This window comes from Pelagicoccus sp. SDUM812005 (genome assembly GCF_031127875.1).
In the GTDB taxonomy this organism is placed as follows: Bacteria; Verrucomicrobiota; Verrucomicrobiia; order Opitutales; family Opitutaceae; genus Pelagicoccus.
The window spans coordinates 131,672-151,207 of record NZ_JARXIA010000004.1 but is presented as its reverse complement, the minus strand read 5'-3'; the positions used below and the strand labels follow the sequence as shown (position 1 = coordinate 151,207).

General features: G+C 54.3%; 13 protein-coding genes and 1 pseudogene. 13 read left to right on the top strand and 1 reads right to left on the bottom strand.

Going from position 1 to position 19,536, the window contains the following annotated elements:
* Position 1 precedes the first annotated feature (1 nt).
* The 13 genes and pseudogenes from QEH57_RS06970 to QEH57_RS06910 all read left to right on the top strand — a co-directional run bounded on the left by QEH57_RS06970 (position 2) and on the right by QEH57_RS06910 (position 17,691).
* Positions 2-3,163 (top strand): efflux RND transporter permease subunit, encoded by a 3,162-nt coding sequence (locus QEH57_RS06970; protein ID WP_309005979.1) that lies wholly within the window; start codon positions 2-4, stop codon positions 3,161-3,163.
* 23 nt (positions 3,164-3,186) lie between these two features.
* Positions 3,187-3,774: a hypothetical protein gene (locus QEH57_RS06965; protein ID WP_309005978.1), complete on the top strand. Its 588-nt coding sequence runs from the start codon at positions 3,187-3,189 to the stop codon at positions 3,772-3,774.
* Between the two features lie 109 nt (positions 3,775-3,883).
* The gene (locus tag QEH57_RS06960) at positions 3,884-4,846 is read left to right on the top strand and encodes a hypothetical protein (RefSeq protein WP_309005977.1); all 963 of its coding nucleotides are present in this window, start codon (positions 3,884-3,886) and stop codon (positions 4,844-4,846) included.
* A 275-nt stretch (positions 4,847-5,121) separates the two neighbouring features.
* Complete coding sequence (locus tag QEH57_RS06955) at positions 5,122-6,042, top strand: cation diffusion facilitator family transporter (RefSeq protein ID WP_309005976.1); 921 nt, start codon at positions 5,122-5,124, stop codon at positions 6,040-6,042.
* Positions 6,039-7,478: a 50S ribosomal protein L11 methyltransferase gene (locus tag QEH57_RS06950; protein ID WP_309005975.1), complete on the top strand. Its 1,440-nt coding sequence runs from the start codon at positions 6,039-6,041 to the stop codon at positions 7,476-7,478. Before QEH57_RS06955 ends, QEH57_RS06950 begins: the two co-directional genes overlap by 4 nt.
* Before the next feature lie 109 nt (positions 7,479-7,587).
* Positions 7,588-8,019, top strand: a complete 432-nt coding sequence (locus QEH57_RS06945) for a hypothetical protein (protein WP_309005974.1) — start codon at positions 7,588-7,590, stop codon at positions 8,017-8,019.
* A gap of 109 nt (positions 8,020-8,128) precedes the next feature.
* Entirely contained in the window at positions 8,129-9,484 is a 1,356-nt protein-coding gene (locus QEH57_RS06940; RefSeq protein ID WP_309005973.1) for a TolC family protein, read from the top strand.
* A gap of 72 nt (positions 9,485-9,556) precedes the next feature.
* A complete protein-coding gene (locus QEH57_RS06935) occupies positions 9,557-11,110 on the top strand; it encodes an efflux RND transporter periplasmic adaptor subunit (protein WP_309005972.1) in 1,554 nt (517 codons plus the stop codon).
* 41 nt (positions 11,111-11,151) lie between these two features.
* Entirely contained in the window at positions 11,152-14,259 is a 3,108-nt protein-coding gene (locus QEH57_RS06930) for a CusA/CzcA family heavy metal efflux RND transporter (RefSeq protein ID WP_309005971.1), read from the top strand.
* The gene (locus tag QEH57_RS06925; RefSeq protein WP_309005970.1) at positions 14,249-15,127 is read left to right on the top strand and encodes a cation transporter; all 879 of its coding nucleotides are present in this window, start codon (positions 14,249-14,251) and stop codon (positions 15,125-15,127) included. Before QEH57_RS06930 ends, QEH57_RS06925 begins: the two co-directional genes overlap by 11 nt.
* 53 nt (positions 15,128-15,180) lie before the next feature.
* Positions 15,181-15,654, top strand: a pseudogene (locus QEH57_RS06920) (IS5 family transposase); the annotation flags it as partial.
* 3 nt (positions 15,655-15,657) lie between these two features.
* On the top strand, positions 15,658-15,897 hold the full coding sequence (locus QEH57_RS06915) for a transposase (RefSeq protein ID WP_343224764.1): 240 nt from the start codon (positions 15,658-15,660) through the stop codon (positions 15,895-15,897).
* Positions 15,898-16,341: 444 nt separating this feature from the next.
* Positions 16,342-17,691 (top strand): TniQ family protein, encoded by a 1,350-nt coding sequence (locus QEH57_RS06910; protein WP_309005968.1) that lies wholly within the window; start codon positions 16,342-16,344, stop codon positions 17,689-17,691.
* A 798-nt stretch (positions 17,692-18,489) separates the two neighbouring features.
* Here QEH57_RS06910 and QEH57_RS06905 read toward each other — a convergent pair.
* Positions 18,490-19,416: a helix-turn-helix transcriptional regulator gene (locus QEH57_RS06905; protein ID WP_309005967.1), complete on the bottom strand. Its 927-nt coding sequence runs from the start codon at positions 19,414-19,416 to the stop codon at positions 18,490-18,492.
* Positions 19,417-19,536: the final 120 nt, after the last annotated feature.

Below are 19,536 nucleotides of genomic sequence, written 5' to 3'. Positions count from 1 at the left end.
CATGCTCAATCTACTCATACGCTTTTCTCTCAAACAGAGAGCACTGATTGTGGCCGCATCGCTGGTCATCTTGGTTTTGGGTGTCAAGACGACACTCGAACTTCCAGTGGACGTTCTGCCAGACCTCACGAAACCGACCGTTACACTCTTGACTGAAGCTCCCGGCTTCGCCCCCGAAGAAGTGGAAACGCTCGTCACTGTTCCCTTGGAAAATTCCCTCATGGGAGTAACTGGGGTTACTCGAATCAGATCGGTCAACGACATCGGGCTCTCTCTCATCTTCGTCGAATTCGAATGGGGCACCGACATCTATCGAGCACGACAATTCGTTCAGGAACGCATTACCGGAGCTACCGAGACCCTGCCCGAAGGCGTGAGCCCCTACATGACGCCCGTCGCTTCTCTCATGGGAAACATCCTGCTCGTAGGACTCGTAGATCCGTCTGGCAACACGGACGTCAGGGATCTGCGAACCATAGCCGATTGGACTGTCGCTCGACGATTCCAATCCATACCCGGTATCGCCGAAGTCCTCTCAATGGGAGGAGGCGTCAAGCAAGTGCAAGTGCAGCCGGATCCTGACAGAATGTTAGCTCTAGGTGTATCCTTCGAGCAAATACACAATGCAGCTCAGAAGGCCGTCAAGAACACCACCGGCGGTTTCCTCACCGAATCAGCCCAGGAAATCATGGTCAGAAATCTAGCCATGACCACCGATCTTGATGAAATTGGCGACACGATCGTAAACTATGAGAACGACCGGCCAATACGCCTCAAGGACGTGGCCGACATTCGTTGGGACGTCGAGCCGATGCGCGGCGACGCCGGCATGGGCAGCAAGTTGCTCTCCGAAGACGAGTCCAGCCACGAAGCAACAGGCTATCCTGGCATCGTCCTCAGCGTCACGAAATCGCCCGGCTTCGACACGTTGAGTCTTACCGCCAAGGTCGAAGCCGCTATGGCCGAGCTCCAAGCCACTTTCCCAGAAGGCGTGAAGCTGCTCACCATCTACCGACAGTCTGACTTTATCGAACTATCCATTGGAAATCTGGAAGAAGCCCTACGAGACGGAGCAATCATGGTAGCGGCGGTTTTGTTTCTATTTCTACTCAATGTACGCATCACCTTCATCACTCTGACTGCCATTCCGCTATCATTGGGCACCACAATTATTGTATTCGATTTGTTCGGTCTAGGTGTCAATTCGATGACGCTTGGCGGTCTGGCAGTCGCCATAGGAATGGTAGTCGATGACGCTATCGTGGATGTAGAAAACGTGTACCGACGCTTGCGGGAAAACGCTGCCAAAGGTAGCCCAAAACCCCGCCTGAACGTCATAGCGGAAGCCTCCGCCGAAGTCCGGTCCTCCATCCTGTACGCCACCATCCTCATTATACTGGTATTCGTGCCGCTTCTTGCTCTCAGCGGAGTAGAAGGGCGACTCTTTTCGCCCATCGCGATAGCGACCATCGTCAGTATGGCCGCTTCGTTCTTCATGTCGCTTACCATTGTGCCCGTGCTCGGATCCTTCCTTCTCAATCCTAAGGAAAACAAGGAGCACAAAGACGTGTTCTTCGTGCGATTCCTAAAATGGCTCTTCCGTAAGACTTGGCTCAATCTGTCGCTGTCACAGCCGTTCGTCGTTTTTCTACTGACTGGTGGGCTGCTCTACTTCGCCTACGTTTCCTTCATGGGCATGGGGGCTAATTTCCTTCCAGCTTTCCGCGAGCCAACAGTCGTAGTCGCGACCACGACTGCTCCCGGCACTTCGCTTAAGCAGACCACTGAAATCGCAGACACTGCTCAAAACCTGCTGCTTGAGATCCCCGAAGTCGAAACCGTAGCCTACCGTGTTGGAAGAGCAGAACGGGGAGATCACGTCGTCCCCGTATCCACTGTCGAGTTCGATATCGAATTCTTGAAGGACTACGAGCGTTCGCGAGCCGAAGTAATGGCCGATATCAGATCTGCCATGCAAGGCATCCCTGGAACCTTTAGTGCTCTGAGCGGACCACTCGCCGACCGTATAGGCCACATGCTTAGCGGAGTATCAGCAAAGGTTGCCGTAAAAGTCTACGGCTCGGATCTTGATGAACTTAGAAGGCTCGGTACGCAAATCGCCGACATCGCTAGAGAGATTCCCGGCCTAGAAGAAGCAAGAGTCGAGCAGCAGGCTCCCATCCCTCAGCTCCGTATCGAAATCGACCGCAAGCGTGCGCTCGCCTACGGGATTACACCCGGCGACCTCAACGAACAACTCGCCGCACTTATGGGAGGCGAGGCAGTAGCCGAAATCTACGAAGGTCAACGCGTCTACGATCTCGTTGTTCGCTTGCCTCTCGAATGGCGAGAGTCACCACAGCGCCTCGCCAAGCTTTATCTTGATACGCAAAGCGGTCAACGCGTTCCGCTCAGTTACATCGCCAATATTCGTCAAGCGACCGGTCCAAATACGATCCTACGCGAGAACACAGTGCGGCGATTCGTCGTATCCATAAATCCAACGGTCGAAGATCTGAACGCGGTCGTAGAAAAGCTCCAAGCGGAAGTCGCAGAACAGGTCCAACTGCCCACTGGCTACTCCATCTCATTCGAAGGCGAGTACCAAGCACAGCAAGAGGCCAGAAAAACGATATTTGTGATGTCGTGCATCATTATGCTCATCATCGTCTTCCTGCTCTATAGCTACTTTAAGGGATTCGGCTTCGTGCTGCTGGTGCTGTCGATTCTGCCCATCTCACTCATCGGCAGCGTTATCTACACGCGCTACACGCTCGATAATATCAGCATAGCAACGCTTGTCGGCTTTATCGCAGTCGCTGGCATCGCGGCCCGAAACAACATCATGCTCATATCGCATTACCTGCATCTGATGAGATTCGAAGGCGAGACATTCAGCCGCCAGATGGTCGAGCGAGGTACCTTGGAACGACTCGTTCCCATCCTCATGACCGCAATCTCTGCAGGATTGGCGCTGATACCGCTCGTGCTCGCCGCTGACGAACCCGGCAAGGAAATACTAAATCCTGTAGCCATCGTCATCATTGGAGGGCTTGTCAGTTCCACCTTTCTAGGCCTCGGCGTCACGCCAGCGCTCTTCTATCTATTTGGCCGCAAGCAGGCCGAAAAAGCGATCCGGCTAGAAGCCGCCGCTTCCGAATAATCCTAATCAACTGAAATATTATTATGAATACAAAAATCAAAACACTCGTAGCAATACTCGCAACGACACTCGCATACGAAACCGCCAACGCCCAAAGCCACGACCACTCGGACCACGACCACTCCGGCCATGACCACAGCGACCATGCAGGCCATGACCACGGTGATCACGACGATCAGAACCATGGAGAGATCAAAGCTCCCAACGGAGGCCGCATCATAGACTCCGTAGAGCCACATCTCGAATTCTTCGTTGCCGACGACGGATCCGTAACGATCACATTCCTCGACGACGAAGGCCACGTAGTAGCCCCGGCAGGTCAAAACATCAGCGTCATCGGTGGCGACCGTTCCAACCCCACGCGCCTCAGCTTCGCCGCGAAAGGCAATGTGCTCGTATCCGATAAAGCGCTACCGCCTGGTAACAACTTGCCGATCGTCCTCAATATAAAGGCAACGCCAAATTCCAAGACAGTACGCGAGAAATTCAACCTCAACCTCAGCAAGTGCCCAACTTGCGAATATAAAGAATACGCCTGCGTATGCGAACACGGCGAGGACGATCACGAAGGCCATGACCATGGACACGGCCACGAAGGACACAATCACTAGAGTGCCAGCGACCTAAATGGTCGCATACACACCATCGAGCAGCTCTCGCCCAACTTGCCCAGGACGCGAGCTGCCAACCAACAAGGAAGTGCTGCAACCATCCATAAAAATGAAGGTATTCCACACACACAACACCGCACGAAGATACGTTCTGATTTTCTTCGCATTATCAATTCACCTTACATTTGCAGAGGCTCGCAAATCGAAGGACGTCCCACACGTCGAAATTCAAGACAAGGGGCAAGTAGTGAATGTCGTTTGGGCTAAACCTCTTTATCGATCTGATGAGTTATGGATCCAAATGCGCCTTTCAATGATCCGCTTCAAGAAACTTCCTCCCGATAGCCATCTGCATATAGAAATGCATGACGCCGACGGCACGCTGGTGAAAATAGCATATCTGAAAATTTCGCAACGCGACTTTCAGAAGACCGCAATTGGTCGCCACCACTTGCAGCAGACAATAAACTACGACACCGAACAAAACCGAGACGCCGCCATCTCGAAAATAGTCATCCGCAGCGTTCAAAAAGCGCACGACCACGAAAATGGACGGAAAAGTGAACAAAGGACCAGCCGCCTAGATGAGCGAAAACACCCCAGAAAGACAGACATGAAAAACATGACCCCGACCACCGCCAGAAAGATTTCGCTTTTCCTGCTTTGCATCATTGCAACGACCTCATACGGGCGGGCGATCATGCCCAAAATCGAACTACCCAACGAGCACGAATTCCTAAAGATCAAGAACGTAGAGATAATCGAAAAGGAAGGAAAAACTGCTATCAACGGATCCGTATTCAAAATCCGTAACAAATTCATGCCTTGGGGATCGCATCTGCATATAGACTTAATTGACCTAGAAACGAACGACGAGGGCCAAGAGGAGGAAGTCCTCCTCGACCGCATCACCTACCGTTTTAGGCGCAATGACTTCGACGACGGAAATAAGTTCAAACGCTTCTTCAAGTACATCGACCTCTCCAACCCCCAAATCGACCTCGTCGAGATTGAGGCCTTTACGCAAAAGCACACCGAAACCTGCGGGACGGAAACTGACGAACCAGAATGAGCCTCAAGAAAAGAAAGCCCGCGACTTCCAAACGCTCCGCTAAAGCAAAAGCGAAGGAGCAACGCGAGCGAAGGAATCTGGCTGCCGGTATGAGTATCGTAACCGCTCTTGCATTCGGAGCTCTCTTTGTAGCAAGGCATCGCTCCATGGTCCAAACGGATCACTTTCGAGTCTCTGTCTCTGTGCTAATGCTACTAGCGATTATGCTCCTTCTCACCCTATTCACCGTCTTCGACTGGTACCGCCACCGCTAAGATCAACCATCGCCAATCTCCATGAGCCACGATCACTCCCACAGTCACGGATCCGAAGAGGTGTCCGACAAAGCCCTTTTCTGGTCCGTAGTGATAAACCTAGGGCTCTCCGTCTTCGAGTTCGCTGCAGGCGCGATAGCCGGAAGCGTGGCCCTCATGGCAGACGCCCTGCACAACACCAACGACGCCGCGGCGCTGCTCATAGCCTATGTAGCCCGCAAGATTTCCCGCAAAGGAGCCGACCGTAAATACACTTTCGGGTACCGCCGTGCCGAGCTCATCGGAGCCATGATCCAGCTTACTGCTCTCATCATGGTCGGCCTCTACCTCGTTTACGAAGGCGTATCCAGATTCTTCGATCCTCAGCCCATCCTTGGCAAGTGGATGATGATCGCTTCGGCAGTTGCCCTCGTCGTCGATCTCGGCACAGTCTGGCTCCTCTGGGCTCTCTCCAAAGGCAGTCTCAACGTCAAAGCCGCCTTCCTGCACAATCTCACCGACGCCGCAGCCTCCGTGGCGGTCATGGCCGGAGGAGCCGCTGTGTATTGGTTTTCCTGGGACTGGGTCGACCCCGCGCTCACGCTCGTTATCGCCGGATACATCCTCTACATGTCCTTCGGCCTCATCCGAAAAACCTCACGTATCCTCATGGAAGGCGCTCCCGAAGACCTAGACTTCGACGAACTCAAGACAGCCGTCCAACAGATCGACGGAGTCGCCGACCTCCATCACTTGCACATCTGGGAACTAGACGAAAACCACCGAGCCCTCGAAGCCCACATAGCGCTAGCTTCCGAAGACAGCGACCGAGGTCGAGTTCGCAGGGAGATCAAGCGCTTGCTCCACGATAAATTCGGTATAGCCCATTCTACTCTAGAGCTGGAAACTCCAAGTGAGACAAATGACTGCCCTGATCGGAACCTGATTCCCTTTCACAAGTGAAAACGCTCACCACTCACAAAGATTCGAGCCAAGAAGAAGGGACAACAGGCTTCTCTGAAATGCGATTCCGCGAGCTACCACTTTCTTCCTTAGAAGGCAGAAACTACTCCCACCAGCGCCTTCTAGCTGATCGGGCACGATGCGAAGCCTACCGGAAAGCTATCTTGGATACAGTGAAAGCAGGCGACGTCGTTGTAGATCTTGGAACAGGGTCTGGACTGCTGGCTTTCTTCGCGGTCGAAGCCGGAGCGAAAAAAGTATACGCTATCGAACTCGGGCCTGTCATTCGCTATGCTGAAAGAATCGCCAAACGAAATAGTATGGACGATCGAATCGAGTTCATTCGTGGAGTCAGCTATGACATTGAGCTTCCAGAATTGGCAGACGTCATAGTCGGAGAGAACTTGGGTAGCCTCGGAATCGAGGAGAACATGCTTCCCATGTACCAGGATGCCGCTAAGCGTTTCCTCAAACCAGGCGGAAAGATGATCCCAAGCAGATTGGAGGTTTCAGCAACACTCGTATCGGACACCGGTTTCCATAGAAGGTACATTGATCCATGGAAATCGAGTCTATACGGCATATACTTCGATACTTTTCTGCACGAGCAACTGAAGACGCTCTTCCTCGCGCACTTCGATTCAAGTAGAGTAGTATCCGCCCCTCAGCTCTTCCTGAGCGCAAAGCTAGACGCCAAACAAACCTATTCTGAAATCAACAGAAAAACCCTTCGATTTGAGATTGACCGCGACACAACCCTTTCAGGATTCATCGTCTACTTTACCGCAGAACTATCCGAAGGTGTATCCATTTCGAATGGACTTGTGGGCGGAAAAAACAGTTGGGACCAAGTGTATTTCTCCATTGATAGGGTATTATCCTTAGAAGTTGGATACAACGTAACAATCCACCTCTGCACCTGGGAAACTCGCTATGAGTTCGTCCCGTCTTGGCGAATAACAGTATCCGATTCGCAAGGTAAAGAAATCTACGACTACAGTGCGACACGCTACCCCCTTCTCTCACTGCCTCCCGACTTGATTGGTCCAATAGTTCCTCCTGCGGTCGATTCGGGAAATCGCTGGGTTGCATACGTTTTATCGTTATTGAATGGCAACCGCGGAAAGCGCCAATTAGCTACGATTTTATCAAAACTAGATCCCAGCCTCTCTACGGACGAGATCGAACATACCCTTAGCCGCGCCTTCTTTTTCCTCAATACCCACGCGAGCATTCCCTCAATGGCCAAGCCTGTTCTTCCGCTTCGAGATCGGGCAGACTTTCTTATCCAGGCCCATTTCGACGGGACCCTGAATTGCAAGAGAATCGCGGAAATTGTCCATTTCGAATTCCCCGATTTCCTCACCCCCGAACAAGCGCTCGAAAGGATCCAGTATGTCGTCACAACAAACGTGAAACCCACGGTGGGCGTATAATTCGACAATATTGCGACACAAACACTCCTCCATTAATCGAGAACCATTCTCAATAATAAGCTTGAAGTCCCGGCAATCGCGAACCATTCAAATACGTAAACCCATCCGCATGAAACCTCTCGTAGCAGTCTTCAGCTTGATCCTCCTCGCTTGCAATATAGCGCTGGCGAATGGTCCTGCCTTGTCTTACTGCATCGAGAAGAGCACCGGGGAGGTTTGCAGCGTGGCGACAGCCAAAGCTACGGAAGAATCCGAGAAATGCTGCCCATTCGAGCAAGCCCGCAAGCTTTCGAGCGTTCCGCTTCCTTTCGAGTGCGACCATTGCACGGACTACGAAGTCGAAGCGAGCGACGAGGAAATCGCCCCAAGTTTCGACCGCACGCTGGTCAAGGGGACTATCGTAGTTGGCTTGGTCCCTACAGACTTGTTTTCCATCTGTAGCGAACTGAGAGCGATCAAGACCCTCGACACGCGAGCTCCGCCCATCGCATTTCCCAAGGCTTCCCAGCAATACACGGAGACGATTCAGCTCCGCATCTGATATCCTGTTTTAGATTCGTTCGAAGCGCCCAGCCGCGTCTCGAATTCCCAGCCCTAGCATCCAACAAGGAGCCACGGGTTGACTCTTCGAATATGAAACAGGATTTTTCATGCCCAGATACAAAAGCACCTATCAATCAATATCTCCGCTCCGGCGACTCGGACTAACAACCCTCGCGCTCGCAAGCCTGCTTGCTTCACCCGCAAATGCTGCCGACACGCCCGCGCCAGACTTTCCCGCACCTCGCGAAATCTCCGCAACCGCAGACGCGCCCAAGCCGACAGGAACGCTAAGGCTCCCGCAAGCGATCTCTCTTGCCATCGAGAGCAGCCCAGAGCTGCGAGCCTTCGCTTGGGATGCCCAGAGCTCCCTCGCTCGGATCAGGCAAGCGCGTCTTTGGGAGAATCCAGAACTTGAATACGAGCGCGAAAACTTCGGCGGCACCGGAAAGTTCTCCGGTTCCGACAAAGCAGAGTCTACACTTAGCCTCGCCCAAACCCTGCCGCTCGGCGGCAAAAGAACGCAGCAGCGCAAGATAGCAGAGCTCGATTCGCAATTGGCCGACTGGGACTACCACGCCGCCCGTATCCAAACAATCGTCACGGTGACCCACCGCTTCGTCGCCGCTCTAGCGGCAGAGCGAAGGCTGGAACTGGCCAAACAAGAGCTGGAGCTGGCAAAAGCCACCGAGCAGCTCACGCAAAGCCGAGTCGATGCGGGCGACGCTTCACCGGTCGAACTTTCCCGCGTAGTCGTTCCAGTCGTCACCGCCGAGCTTGCCCTCAAACGAGCCGAGCGGCTCCGCGATGCCGCTTATCGAAACCTTTCCCTAAGCTGGGGAGAACGAGTAGTGACGTTCACCGACATCGCTGGCGACCTGGACGCAGTGTCGCCAGCCCCCAGTCCAGACACGCTTGCCCAATACATCGGCGATAGTCCCGAAGTCGCTCGTTGGGCCATCGAAATCAGCTCACGCATAGCAGAGCGACACCTAGCCAGAGCCGAAGCAGTCCCCAACCTACGGGGCAGGATCGGCCTCAAACGCGACAGAGAGAGCGGCGACGAAGCGCTTGTATTAGGAATATCGCTACCACTTCCTCTCTTCGACAGAGGACAAGCCAAAGCCCAATCCGCCCGGGCCAGCGAGGCCTCCGCACGCAGCCGTCAACGCGCTACCGAGCTACGCCTCGAAAGCCAGCTCGGCGAATCCTACTCGGCGCTCGCAAATGCCTACGACGAAGCAACCGCCATTCGCGACCGAGCGCTCCCCGCAGCTGAAAAAGCCTACCAGGGCACCCAGTTCGCGTTCAAGGAAGGCAAGCTGCCATTTCTCGACGTGCTCGACGCCCAAAGAACCCTTTTCGAAATCCAGGAAAGCTATTTGCAAGCGCTCGAAGACTACCACTTCGCAGCAGCCACCATCGAATCGCTAATCGGCCGCAGTCTCGCCGACCTGCCCAACTAATCACCACCCATACCAATCCATATCATGAAATCAAAAACAACGTATCCAAAATTCGGATCTTCGCTATTAGCGATGATCTCTCTTACGCTCGGAGCGCTTATCCTAAGCGGCTGCGGGCAGGAGAAAGCCGACGTAGACGAGCACGCCGGTCACGACCATGACGGCCACGATCACGGTTCGGAGGTCGCTTACGTGCCTATCCCTCATAGTCACGAAGTAGCGAGCGAGACCTGCTTCATCTGCGACGCCTCGAAACGCGACAAAGGCCGCCTCTGGTGCAAGGAGCACGCCCGCTACGAAGACCGTTGCTGGCTCTGCCATCCCGAGCTTGAGGAAAAAGACCGCATGTGGTGCAAAGAACACTCGCTCTACGAAGACGAATGCCACCTTTGCCATCCAGATTTAAAAGAGGCCGACGGCGGATCCGCGTCTACGAATCAGACTACCCGTTCGGAAAAAAGCTCCCACGCCCTTTTCTGCAATGAACACGGCGTGGCTGAAGCCGAATGCGGCATCTGCCAGCCAGACCTCGCCGCATCGCTTCTCCCAGGCGGCGAAATGAAAGTCCGTATGATCTCCGAAGCCTCCGCAAGCAAAGCCGGGATCAAAACGGAGTTTCCGCGCATGAGCGAAATCTCTCCAACAATCGGAGCCTTTTGCGAAACGCAGTACAACCTGAACACCTTGGCTAAGGTAACGCCCCTCGTCGGGGGCGTTACCCGCCGTGTCCACAAAGACAAAGGCGAAACAGTCGTCGCGGGCGAGCCTCTCGTAGAACTCCATTCATCCGAAGTCGCAGCCGCCAAGAGCGACTATCTTTCCGCCGTAGTGGAACTGGACATACGCAAGCAATCCTTTGAACGTGAAACGCGCCTGCAAAAGGAAAGCGTCACATCCGAGAAAGACCTGCTCGAAGCGAAGGCCACCTACCGCAAAGCCCAACTCGCTGCCAGCAATCTCCGCCAGCGCTTGCTCAACCTCGGACTCGATGAAAACGAGATCGCCCAAGTAGAAGAAGACCAAGACACATCCGCGCGACTGATCGTCCGTGCTCCATTCTCCGGCACTCTCGTCGAGCGAAAGGCAGTTATGGGCGAAGCAGTAGAAGCGGGCTATCCGCTCTTCACGCTCGCAGACCTGTCCACTCGTTGGCTGGAGATTTCCGTATCCGCCGAATACGTCGGCCAACTTCAAGTCGGACAAGCCGTCGAAGCGACATTCCCAGAGCTGCCAAACGCCAGAATCACGGGAAAGATCACATGGGTTGACACCACCATCGACCCTAACACCCGCATGCTACGAGCTCGCGCTACAGTCTCCGAAAATGCGGAGCAGCTCACCTCAGGTCTCTTCGGCAAGATCCTCATCGCCACCGGCAAAGAGCGACTGTCCGCAATTGTGCCCAATAAATCGGTACAACGCCATGAAGGGGCGAATTACGTCTTCGTGCAAAACGCTCCCGATCTCTTCGCGCTTCGCCGCGTATCCCTTGGCCGATCCAGAAATGGAGAAGCCCAAGTGCTCGCCGGGCTAGACTCTCGTGACTCGGTCGTCACCGACGGCAGCTTCATCGTCATGTCCGAATTCCTAAAATCCCGCCTCGGAGCCGGTTGCGTGGACGACTAAGCCGCTCCTCGCCCATCTCGAAAATATCTACACGAAATATCATGTTGTCTAAACTCGTCGAATTCTCGCTTAAAAACCGGCTGCTCATCGCACTGCTCTTCGCTGCGGTCAGCGTCATTGGAATTTGGAGACTGAGCATGCTGCCCATCGACGCGTTTCCAGACACCACGCCCGTACAAGTCCAAATCAACACCGTAGCCCCATCGCTCAACCCAGAAGAAATCGAGCAGCAAATCACGCTCCCCATCGAACTTTCCATCGGAGGCCTACCGGGACTGAGCAACGTCAGGTCCGTATCCAAATTCGGCTTCTCTCAAGTCGTCGCCACCTTCGACGACGAGACCCAAATCATCGACGCGCGGCAGTACGTCTTCGAGCGGATCAACTCCGTCGAACTGCCCGACGGCATCGAACGCCCCCAGCTCGGCCCCATCGCCACCGGACTCGGCGAAGTATTCCACTACGTCGTCAGATCCGACAATCCCGAACGCACCCTCGAAGAGCTTCGCACCCTGCACGATTGGGTAGTGAAACCGGAACTACGAAAAGTTTCCGGCGTCGCCGAAGTCAACTCATGGGGCGGCGAAGTCCGCCAGTACCACGTCGTCGTTTCACCCGCCGCGCTCCTCAAATTCAACCTCACGCTCGACGACGTCTACGAAGCCCTCGAAACCAACAACAGCAATGTCGGCGGGGGAGTGATCACCTCCAGCGGCGTCTCCCAGCTCGTGCACGGCATCGGCCGCGTAACCAACATCGAGCAGATCGAAAACATCGTCATCGACTCCTTCGACGGCAATCCCATCCGCGTCCGAGACATCGCGGAAGAGGTCAAAATCGACCGCGAGATCCGTCGCGGCGCCGTCACCGCAGACGGACGAGGCGAAGCCGTTCTCGGACTCGCCTTCATGCTCATGGGCGAAAACAGCCAGGAGGTCACCGAAAACCTCAAGCAGCGGCTCGACCAAGTCCGTCCCGCGTTGCCCGACGACGTGATCCTAGAAGTCGTCTACGACCGCACCGAGCTGACCACCTCCGTCATCGACACCGTAAAGCACAACCTCTTTCTCGGAGCCGTCCTCGTCATCCTCGTTCTCTTTCTCCTGCTCGGAAATTTCCGAGCCGGGCTCCTCGTCGCCTTCGCCATCCCGCTCGCCATGCTGCTCGCGATACTTGGCATGTACGAATTCGCCATCGCCGCCAGCCTGCTCAGTCTCGGCGCCATCGACTTCGGCATCATTATCGACGGCTCCGTCGTCATGACCGAGGCCAACCTGCGAAACCTCTCCCAAAAATCCCAGCAGCTCGGCCGACCGCTCACCGCCAGCGAGCGCCTGCAAACCATCCTCGAATCCGCCAAGCAAGTCGCGCGACCCATCGCCTTCGGCATCGGAATCATCGTCATCGTTTTCATCCCCATTCTCACCCTGGAAGGGATCGAAGGAAAAATGTTCAAGCCCATGGCATGGACCTTCATCTTCGCCTTGCTCGGAGCCCTCGTCCTCGCCCTCACACTCTCGCCCGTCCTCAGCTACTACTTCCTCCCCCGCAAGCAAAAGCACAGCCAAGGTCCCGTCGAAAGAGCCTTGCTCGGCACCTACAGCCTCTGTCTCGCGGGAGCGTTGAAAGCCAAGAAAGGCGTTCTGATCGCTGTCGCCGCCTTGCTCGCCCTCACGGGCTGGCAAGCCTTCCGACTCGGCGGCGAATTCCTTCCACGACTCAGCGAAGGAGCCATCGCCATCAACACCATCCGCCTCGCCGGAATCTCCGTAGACGAATCCACCGCCTACAACACCCGGATCGAGCAACTCCTCAAAAAAGAATTTCCCGACGAGATCCGCCACGTCTGGAGCCGCATCGGCACCGCCGAAGTCGCCACCGACCCCATGGGCACCGAGCTCACCGACATCTTCGTTTCGCTCAACCCACGCGACACATGGACCAAAGCCGACAACCAAGCCGAGCTCGTCGCCGCCATGCAAGCCGCAGTCGCAGATCTCCCCGGGCTAAACATCGTCTTCACCCAGCCCATCGAGATGCGTCTCAACGAAATGGTCTCCGGCATCCGCTCCGACATCGGCATCAAGGTTTACGGCGACGACTTCGATGAACTCGTCCGCATCAGCGACGACATCCAGCGCGTCCTCCTCACTGTCGAAGGCGCGACCGACATCGCCGTCGACCAGCTCACCGGACAGCCAACCCTCCAAGTCCGCGTCGACCAGCAAGCCATCGCCCGCTACGGGATCCCCGCCAACGACGTGCTCCAATTCGTCGAAGCCGTCGGCGGTCGCGAAGTAGGAGAAGTATTCGAAGGACAACGACACTTCGACCTCGTCGCCCGTCTCCCAGACGAGCACCGCAGCGACGTCGAAACCCTCGCCAACACCATCGTGCCTACCGAGATCGGCCAACGCCTCCCGCTACGTGCCCTCGCCGACATCGTCGAAACCGAAGGCTCCGCCACCATCAACCGAGAGTGGGGCCGCCGCCTCATCCGCGTCCAATGCAACATCGCCGAACGCGATGCCCGCTCCTTCATCGAAGAAGCCCAAGAAAAGATCAGCCAGACCGTGTCATTGCCAGAAGGATACGTCATTGAGTGGGGCGGACAATTCGAGAATCTCGAACGCGCCCAAAACCGCCTCATGCTCGTCGTGCCCGCCACGCTCCTGCTCGTCTTCCTGCTGCTCTACTTCAGCATGAAGAATCTCCGAGACGTGCTGCTCATCTACACCGGCATACCCTTCGCCCTCATTGGAGGCGTATTCGCTCTATGGCTACGGGATATCAACTTCAGCGTCAGTGCCGCCGTCGGCTTCATCGCGCTCTCCGGCATCGCCGTGCTCAACGGACAAATCCTCGTCGTCGCCATCCGCAGCTTCATCGACGAAGGGCAAGCCGTGGGGACCGCCGTCATAAACGCGGCCCAACAACGCCTCAAGCCCGTCCTCGCCACCGCCGTCACCGACGCCGTCGGCTTCCTCCCCATGGCCATTTCCACCGGCGTAGGAGCCGAAGTCCAACGCCCGCTCGCAACCGTCGTCATCGGAGGAGTGGTGACCTCGACCATCCTCACGCTCATCGTTCTGCCCATCCTATACACCATGCTCGGAAAGAAGAATTCGAAACGCGAAGATGCCCAATAATAAGACCACCTTCCACGTCAAAGACATGGACTGCCCCTCCGAGGAGCAGATCATCCGCATGGCCCTAGAGCCCCTCGGCCATGTATCTCAGCTCGAATTCGACATTCCCAATCGTACCCTAGAAGTCTACCACCAAGGAGATCCCGACCATATCGCCGCCGAGCTCGATACCCTCGGTCTCGGAGCCAAAGCCATCGAGACCACCGACGACGACCCATCCGCCGAGCGTTCGAAAGGCAACATCCAACGCGCCGCCCTCAGTTGGGTGCTCGGCATCAACTTCAGCTTCTTCCTCATCGAGATGCTCTCCGGCTGGATCTCCCATTCCATGGGGCTCGTGGCCGACTCCCTCGACATGCTCGCCGACTCCATGGTCTACGGCCTCAGCCTCTTCGCCGTCGGAGCCGCCGTCGCCACCAAGAAGAAAATCGCCAAGCTCAGCGGCTACTTTCAGATAAGCCTCGCACTGCTCGGTTTCGCCGAAGTGCTGCGACGCTTCTTCACCGACTCCCAAACGCCATTATTCAGCTGGATGATCCTCGTAGCCACGCTCGCACTAGCGGCCAACATCGTCTCGCTCATCATCATCACCAAAGCCAAGAGCAGCGAAGCCCACATGCAAGCCAGCGCTATATTCACCTCCAACGACATCATCGTAAACGGCGGCGTGATCATTGCAGGAGTCCTCGTCTACCTTCTGGATAGCCGCTGGCCCGACCTTCTAATCGGCGCCACCGTCTTCACCTTCGTCATGAAAGGCGCGTTGAAAATTCTCAAACTGTCGAAGCCGATCCAAGAAGGCAAAGACTGCGGGGGTCAGTTGCTGCGGAGCGTGACTCGCCAACCTCAGCGAAAAAAACACCTCTAACAAAAGACCTCGATCTACTAGGGCGTGTCTTCAAATGAGCTCCCCACTTCAGGGAGCGCCGAAAAGGGCGCTCGAGATGCGGCAGAAAGCCCAAGGACGAGCTGAAGAAGCTCGAAGGAATCCTTTGGATATTACGCTGCTCGGCGAGCTGGAGGGATTTGCCCGAGCGATTCGGCAAGTGGAAAAGCGTGTATTCAGCCTTCCGCAGGTTTACCGAGAACGGTTTGTTCGAGGCGCTGCTCGCAGCGCTCAAGCGCGTCGGCGAAGACCTGGAGATGGTCATGGTCGACAGCAGCGACTGCCGGGCCCATCAAGACGCTTCCGGACCTCAGGGCGGGCAAAAAGCCCAAGCGATGGGGAGATCGAAAGGAGGGCTCTTCACCAGGATCCACATCGCCTGCGACGCCTTGGGATACCCCCTAGGCTTCCACCTCAGGGCAGCGAACGAGTCCGACTACGATAACTCCAGGTCACTGCTGGAGAGCTATTTGCCCGAAGGTTCGTACGCCCTGATGGACAAGGGCTAAGACATCGACGCCAACCGCGCGGCTGTCGATCAATTGGGCGGCATCGCCGTCATAGCGGCAAATGCCAGCAGAAGCTTAAAGCTCGATTTCGACAAGCAAACCTACAAGGAACGCCACAAAATCGAGAACCTGTTCGGTCGTTCAAAGGGTTATCGCAGAATCGCCACCCGATACGAAAAGCTGGCCGAAACCTACGCAGACTTCACCACCTTGGGCGGCGCTATGATTTGGCTCAAACTATAAGGCTCGGCATTTGAAGACACTCCCTAGGCTAAAAACCGAAATTTTGTGAACTCAGCATCCGCATGACATGCATAATACTAATTGTCCTGCAAATTTCGGTCTAGCCGAACAAGCAAACAGCCCTCGATTTGCTCGTGAGCGATCGCAAGCAACTTGGACCTCTATTCTTTGCTAAATTACAGGTGGGGTATCCCGAACCACAAATGACTCGATTCTGAATGTCTCTCAAGCTCCACATTACACACAGGCTCGCCTTCAATGTTGATTTCCAGCAGAGCTCTTTGTCATTGACCTGGAAAACGCTCCCCGATGACCTACCATGTCTCCCTTAGCGAGCCCCCCCAAAAAAAATCCCATCCGAGTTTTACCGAGCAACAATCACGTCACACACCGGAACGTTGCTGATCAATTTTCGTCTAAATAACTATCTAAACTATACATCCGATGGCATTCAAAGAGAACTTGATTCCCGTAGAACCAATCGGCATCGGTACGCCGATGGTCGAATCCCTTTATTCGTACATCATTCGCACAGCCTGGGCAAACGACGTTAAACCCACAAAGCTGCTCCAGCTTTTGTATACGAAAGCAGGACTAATCTCGGACAAGACCAGTCAATTCCAAACAAGCAAGATTCTCAGCACTATCAATTCCGTTCGCGAAGAAACAAATAAAATAATTACAGAGCTTGAAACGTTGACCAGCAAACAAAACCTAAGCTTCCTTACGATCTCAAGGTGGAGCAATATAATACGAAACGGAATCCAAAAAAGGGACCGCTGGTTCGATCCAAATTCAGTTCTAACCTACGAGCCACTCCTTTTCTCCCTAACCCCAGTCTACCAAAGCCTAGAGGGAAAGGCCTTAGAAAAACACTGCCACGCATGCCATAGGCCATCGGGGTATCACCCCTCCCCAAGCAGCCTCAACTGCTGCTACAAATGCGGCAGGCTCCTCGACCGATACAGCGATCCTACAGCGAAACGATTCGACAATACTAGCAGAGTAATGCTAAACCTCCAATACAACGAGTACTACTCGTGGGCCACAAAAGCAGTTGGCGATCTACTCTCCTACGGCAAGTCCCCATCAAAACTCTCCCTCAGCGAAGCCTTACGGGCTCACCTATCCTGCATGAGTAAAGGGGAGCTTAAACTGACTAAAAGTCGACTTCCATTTTCCGCAAAACTACTACACGATTGGATAGACGAAAAAACGCTTCCCACCCTCAAACAATTCATTCAGCTTTGCCACTCACTACAGACCTCTCCGATCGAGCTCTTGACCCAAACCAAGCTGCAAATCGCGATAGACTTTGAGACGAACACACAACCAATCTCAGAACCACCCGCGACGAAGACCAATTCGCTCCGAATTGAGCGAGATTTCATTGAAGCATCGCTAAGCAAAGCAATAAAAAGGAAAGCTTTTGCAACGCAATCGTTCTATAAGTTTTGTAAGGAAGACCTAGAGATCAAACCTGAGGCAGTGAAACGACTGCTTCCCGACCTAGCGGAAGACTTCCTACAGTCGCACTCGCTTTACAAAAAGCTGAGAGCGCACGTGAAACGAACCGCTCGCGAAGAGGAAATCAGAGAGGCCGCATGGATTTGCTCAAAAATGGGCCTCCCTATAACGGGATCGTCGATATCGCATTTGGTTACAGAACCAAAGATATTGAACTTTAAGTGGGCTTCAGAACTAATCCAAGAGATCCGCGATGCTCCAGAACAAGCATACGAAATGAGTAGATCTAAACTTCTCGAACGAAGAGAAGAACTGCCTCAAGCGTGACCGACTTGACCGCCCCCCGAAAAAAACTCTGCCAGGAAAGGTCCCAACGGGAAAAATGCGACGAGCATTAAATTTGTCGGATCCCCAAGACAGCGAGGTGGCAATTGCCAAACCCACAACTCGGGATTACAGGAACAAAAACTAACGACAAATATCATCGAACAAGGATCCCCGGACGCGATCGGGGAAGCGTAGTTAAAAAACCAGACAAAACGCATCCTCCTGCCCATATCCTGCGATTGATTCTCGAAAGAAAGCACTACCCTCCTCGAGTATTCAACGAATCTGAATACGAGCAACCCAACCGATGTCAGAACTAAAAAAACGGCAGATTCCCAACCAGAGCTAGCCCCAGGTCAGATGCCCTTATTCTCCTCCTGAACCTCCGGGCGCCCAAAATCTATAAATCGCTTATCCTTAGGGTTGATAACCATAAGAACGGGAATCTCGTAGATTTTGGATTCGAACTGCGCATAAATCCGCATCCTTTCCTGACCAAACTCAGACAAGAGAGGCCCCTCCCCAGCAAACGCCCTGTTCGCCAAGTGCAATATCAATCCAATCAACGGGTCCATATAGGCAGCGTCGACCTTGAAGAGTCGACGCAGCTCCTCCCCTTTTCGTCGACGCATCCGAACCTCGAACTCTCCAATCCCCCTTTGATTTATATATAGGTTGCAAGCCTGAGAATCCAGAAATTCGAACAATATGCCCTCCAGCAGCCAAATGAGCCTCTCTCGATCAACCGGGGGTTGCAGCAGCCGATACGGAAACCGAGCCCCCACTCTAACCATCCGCCTAACCACAGCTCTTGAAAGCATGGGTCACCATGCCAACAACAATGTTGTTATCCGATAGCTCGGTGTTGCTCAGCTGGATGGGCTTGGACGAACGTTTGTCGTGAAGCTCCCAGCTAGCCACAACTCCGGTGTCCCTGGCCTCCCGAACAAGCAAACTGCCATTGAAGTAAAGCAGGAACATTCGACCGTTCTCTAGATTCGTCCTAGAGATATCCAAAAAAAGAATACTTCCGCGAGGGGCATCCGGAAACATCGAGTCGTTGTCCATCCTATAACAAACCAAATCGTGCAGGTCACCGGAAAACTCCTGCCGCAAAAATTCCCTGCGGAATACGACCGCACCCTTCTTTTTCGATTTCCTCAAGAACTCGCGCTTGCGCTGGAACTCTTCCCGAAAATCGAAGTATTCCAACAAAATCTCCCTGTACAGAGATAAATCAAACTCGGGCACCCAAACCAGCTCAGCCCTCGGTTCCTCCGAGACACCACCGCCCACTACCCTGCCCAAATTCGAGGCCTCCGATATCCTAATTGCCTCGCTCAACGAGGGCTCTTCCCCGTTTGCGATCGAAATCAAACGTCCTGCTTCAAGGCGAGCTCCACTGCAAATTTCAGCCACGACATCAGGGTCATTGGCAAATCCTTTAAGATACTGCCTCAAGAACGCACTTTCAGGCTCGGCACCCCCTTTGGCCGCTTGCGACTTCGGGCCAACGCCATTCAACAGCCAATCGGAATTAACCTTATAAGTTGTTACAATACGGGCAACTACCGCCCTAGAAGGGTCAGTTCCATTCAAGTATTTCCTGACAGACGAATAAGAAACCCCCACTTTTTCGGAGAATGCCTTCATTCCGCCGGAGTCGGCCACGATTTCCTTCATTCGCTCCACAAAAGAGTCTGTTCCTGTCGCAGATAGTTTCATTTCAGCCCTCAAGATGAGCCAATCAGGACAACTTCTTCAAATTATTTCGTGCGAAGTCGCCCAGGTTTTCCGCCTTTTAACAGCGCGACCCCCAGTCACCTTTCACTTTCCACTTGCCAT

What these genes read in the sequence shown, in the direction of transcription:
- QEH57_RS06945 (WP_309005974.1), top strand. Translation starts at nt 7,588, where the DNA reads ATGAAACCTCTCGTAGCAGTCTTCAGCTTGATCCTCCTCGCTTGCAAT.
- QEH57_RS06935 (WP_309005972.1), top strand. Translation starts at nt 9,557, where the DNA reads ATGATCTCTCTTACGCTCGGAGCGCTTATCCTAAGCGGCTGCGGGCAG.
- QEH57_RS06955 (WP_309005976.1), top strand. Translation starts at nt 5,122, where the DNA reads ATGAGCCACGATCACTCCCACAGTCACGGATCCGAAGAGGTGTCCGAC.
- QEH57_RS06925 (WP_309005970.1), top strand. Translation starts at nt 14,249, where the DNA reads ATGCCCAATAATAAGACCACCTTCCACGTCAAAGACATGGACTGCCCC.
- QEH57_RS06930 (WP_309005971.1), top strand. Translation starts at nt 11,152, where the DNA reads ATGTTGTCTAAACTCGTCGAATTCTCGCTTAAAAACCGGCTGCTCATC.
- QEH57_RS06940 (WP_309005973.1), top strand. Translation starts at nt 8,129, where the DNA reads ATGCCCAGATACAAAAGCACCTATCAATCAATATCTCCGCTCCGGCGA.
- QEH57_RS06905 (WP_309005967.1), bottom strand. Translation starts at nt 19,416, where the DNA reads ATGAAACTATCTGCGACAGGAACAGACTCTTTTGTGGAGCGAATGAAG.
- QEH57_RS06970 (WP_309005979.1), top strand. Translation starts at nt 2, where the DNA reads ATGCTCAATCTACTCATACGCTTTTCTCTCAAACAGAGAGCACTGATT.
- QEH57_RS06910 (WP_309005968.1), top strand. Translation starts at nt 16,342, where the DNA reads ATGGCATTCAAAGAGAACTTGATTCCCGTAGAACCAATCGGCATCGGT.
- QEH57_RS06960 (WP_309005977.1), top strand. Translation starts at nt 3,884, where the DNA reads ATGAAGGTATTCCACACACACAACACCGCACGAAGATACGTTCTGATT.
- QEH57_RS06965 (WP_309005978.1), top strand. Translation starts at nt 3,187, where the DNA reads ATGAATACAAAAATCAAAACACTCGTAGCAATACTCGCAACGACACTC.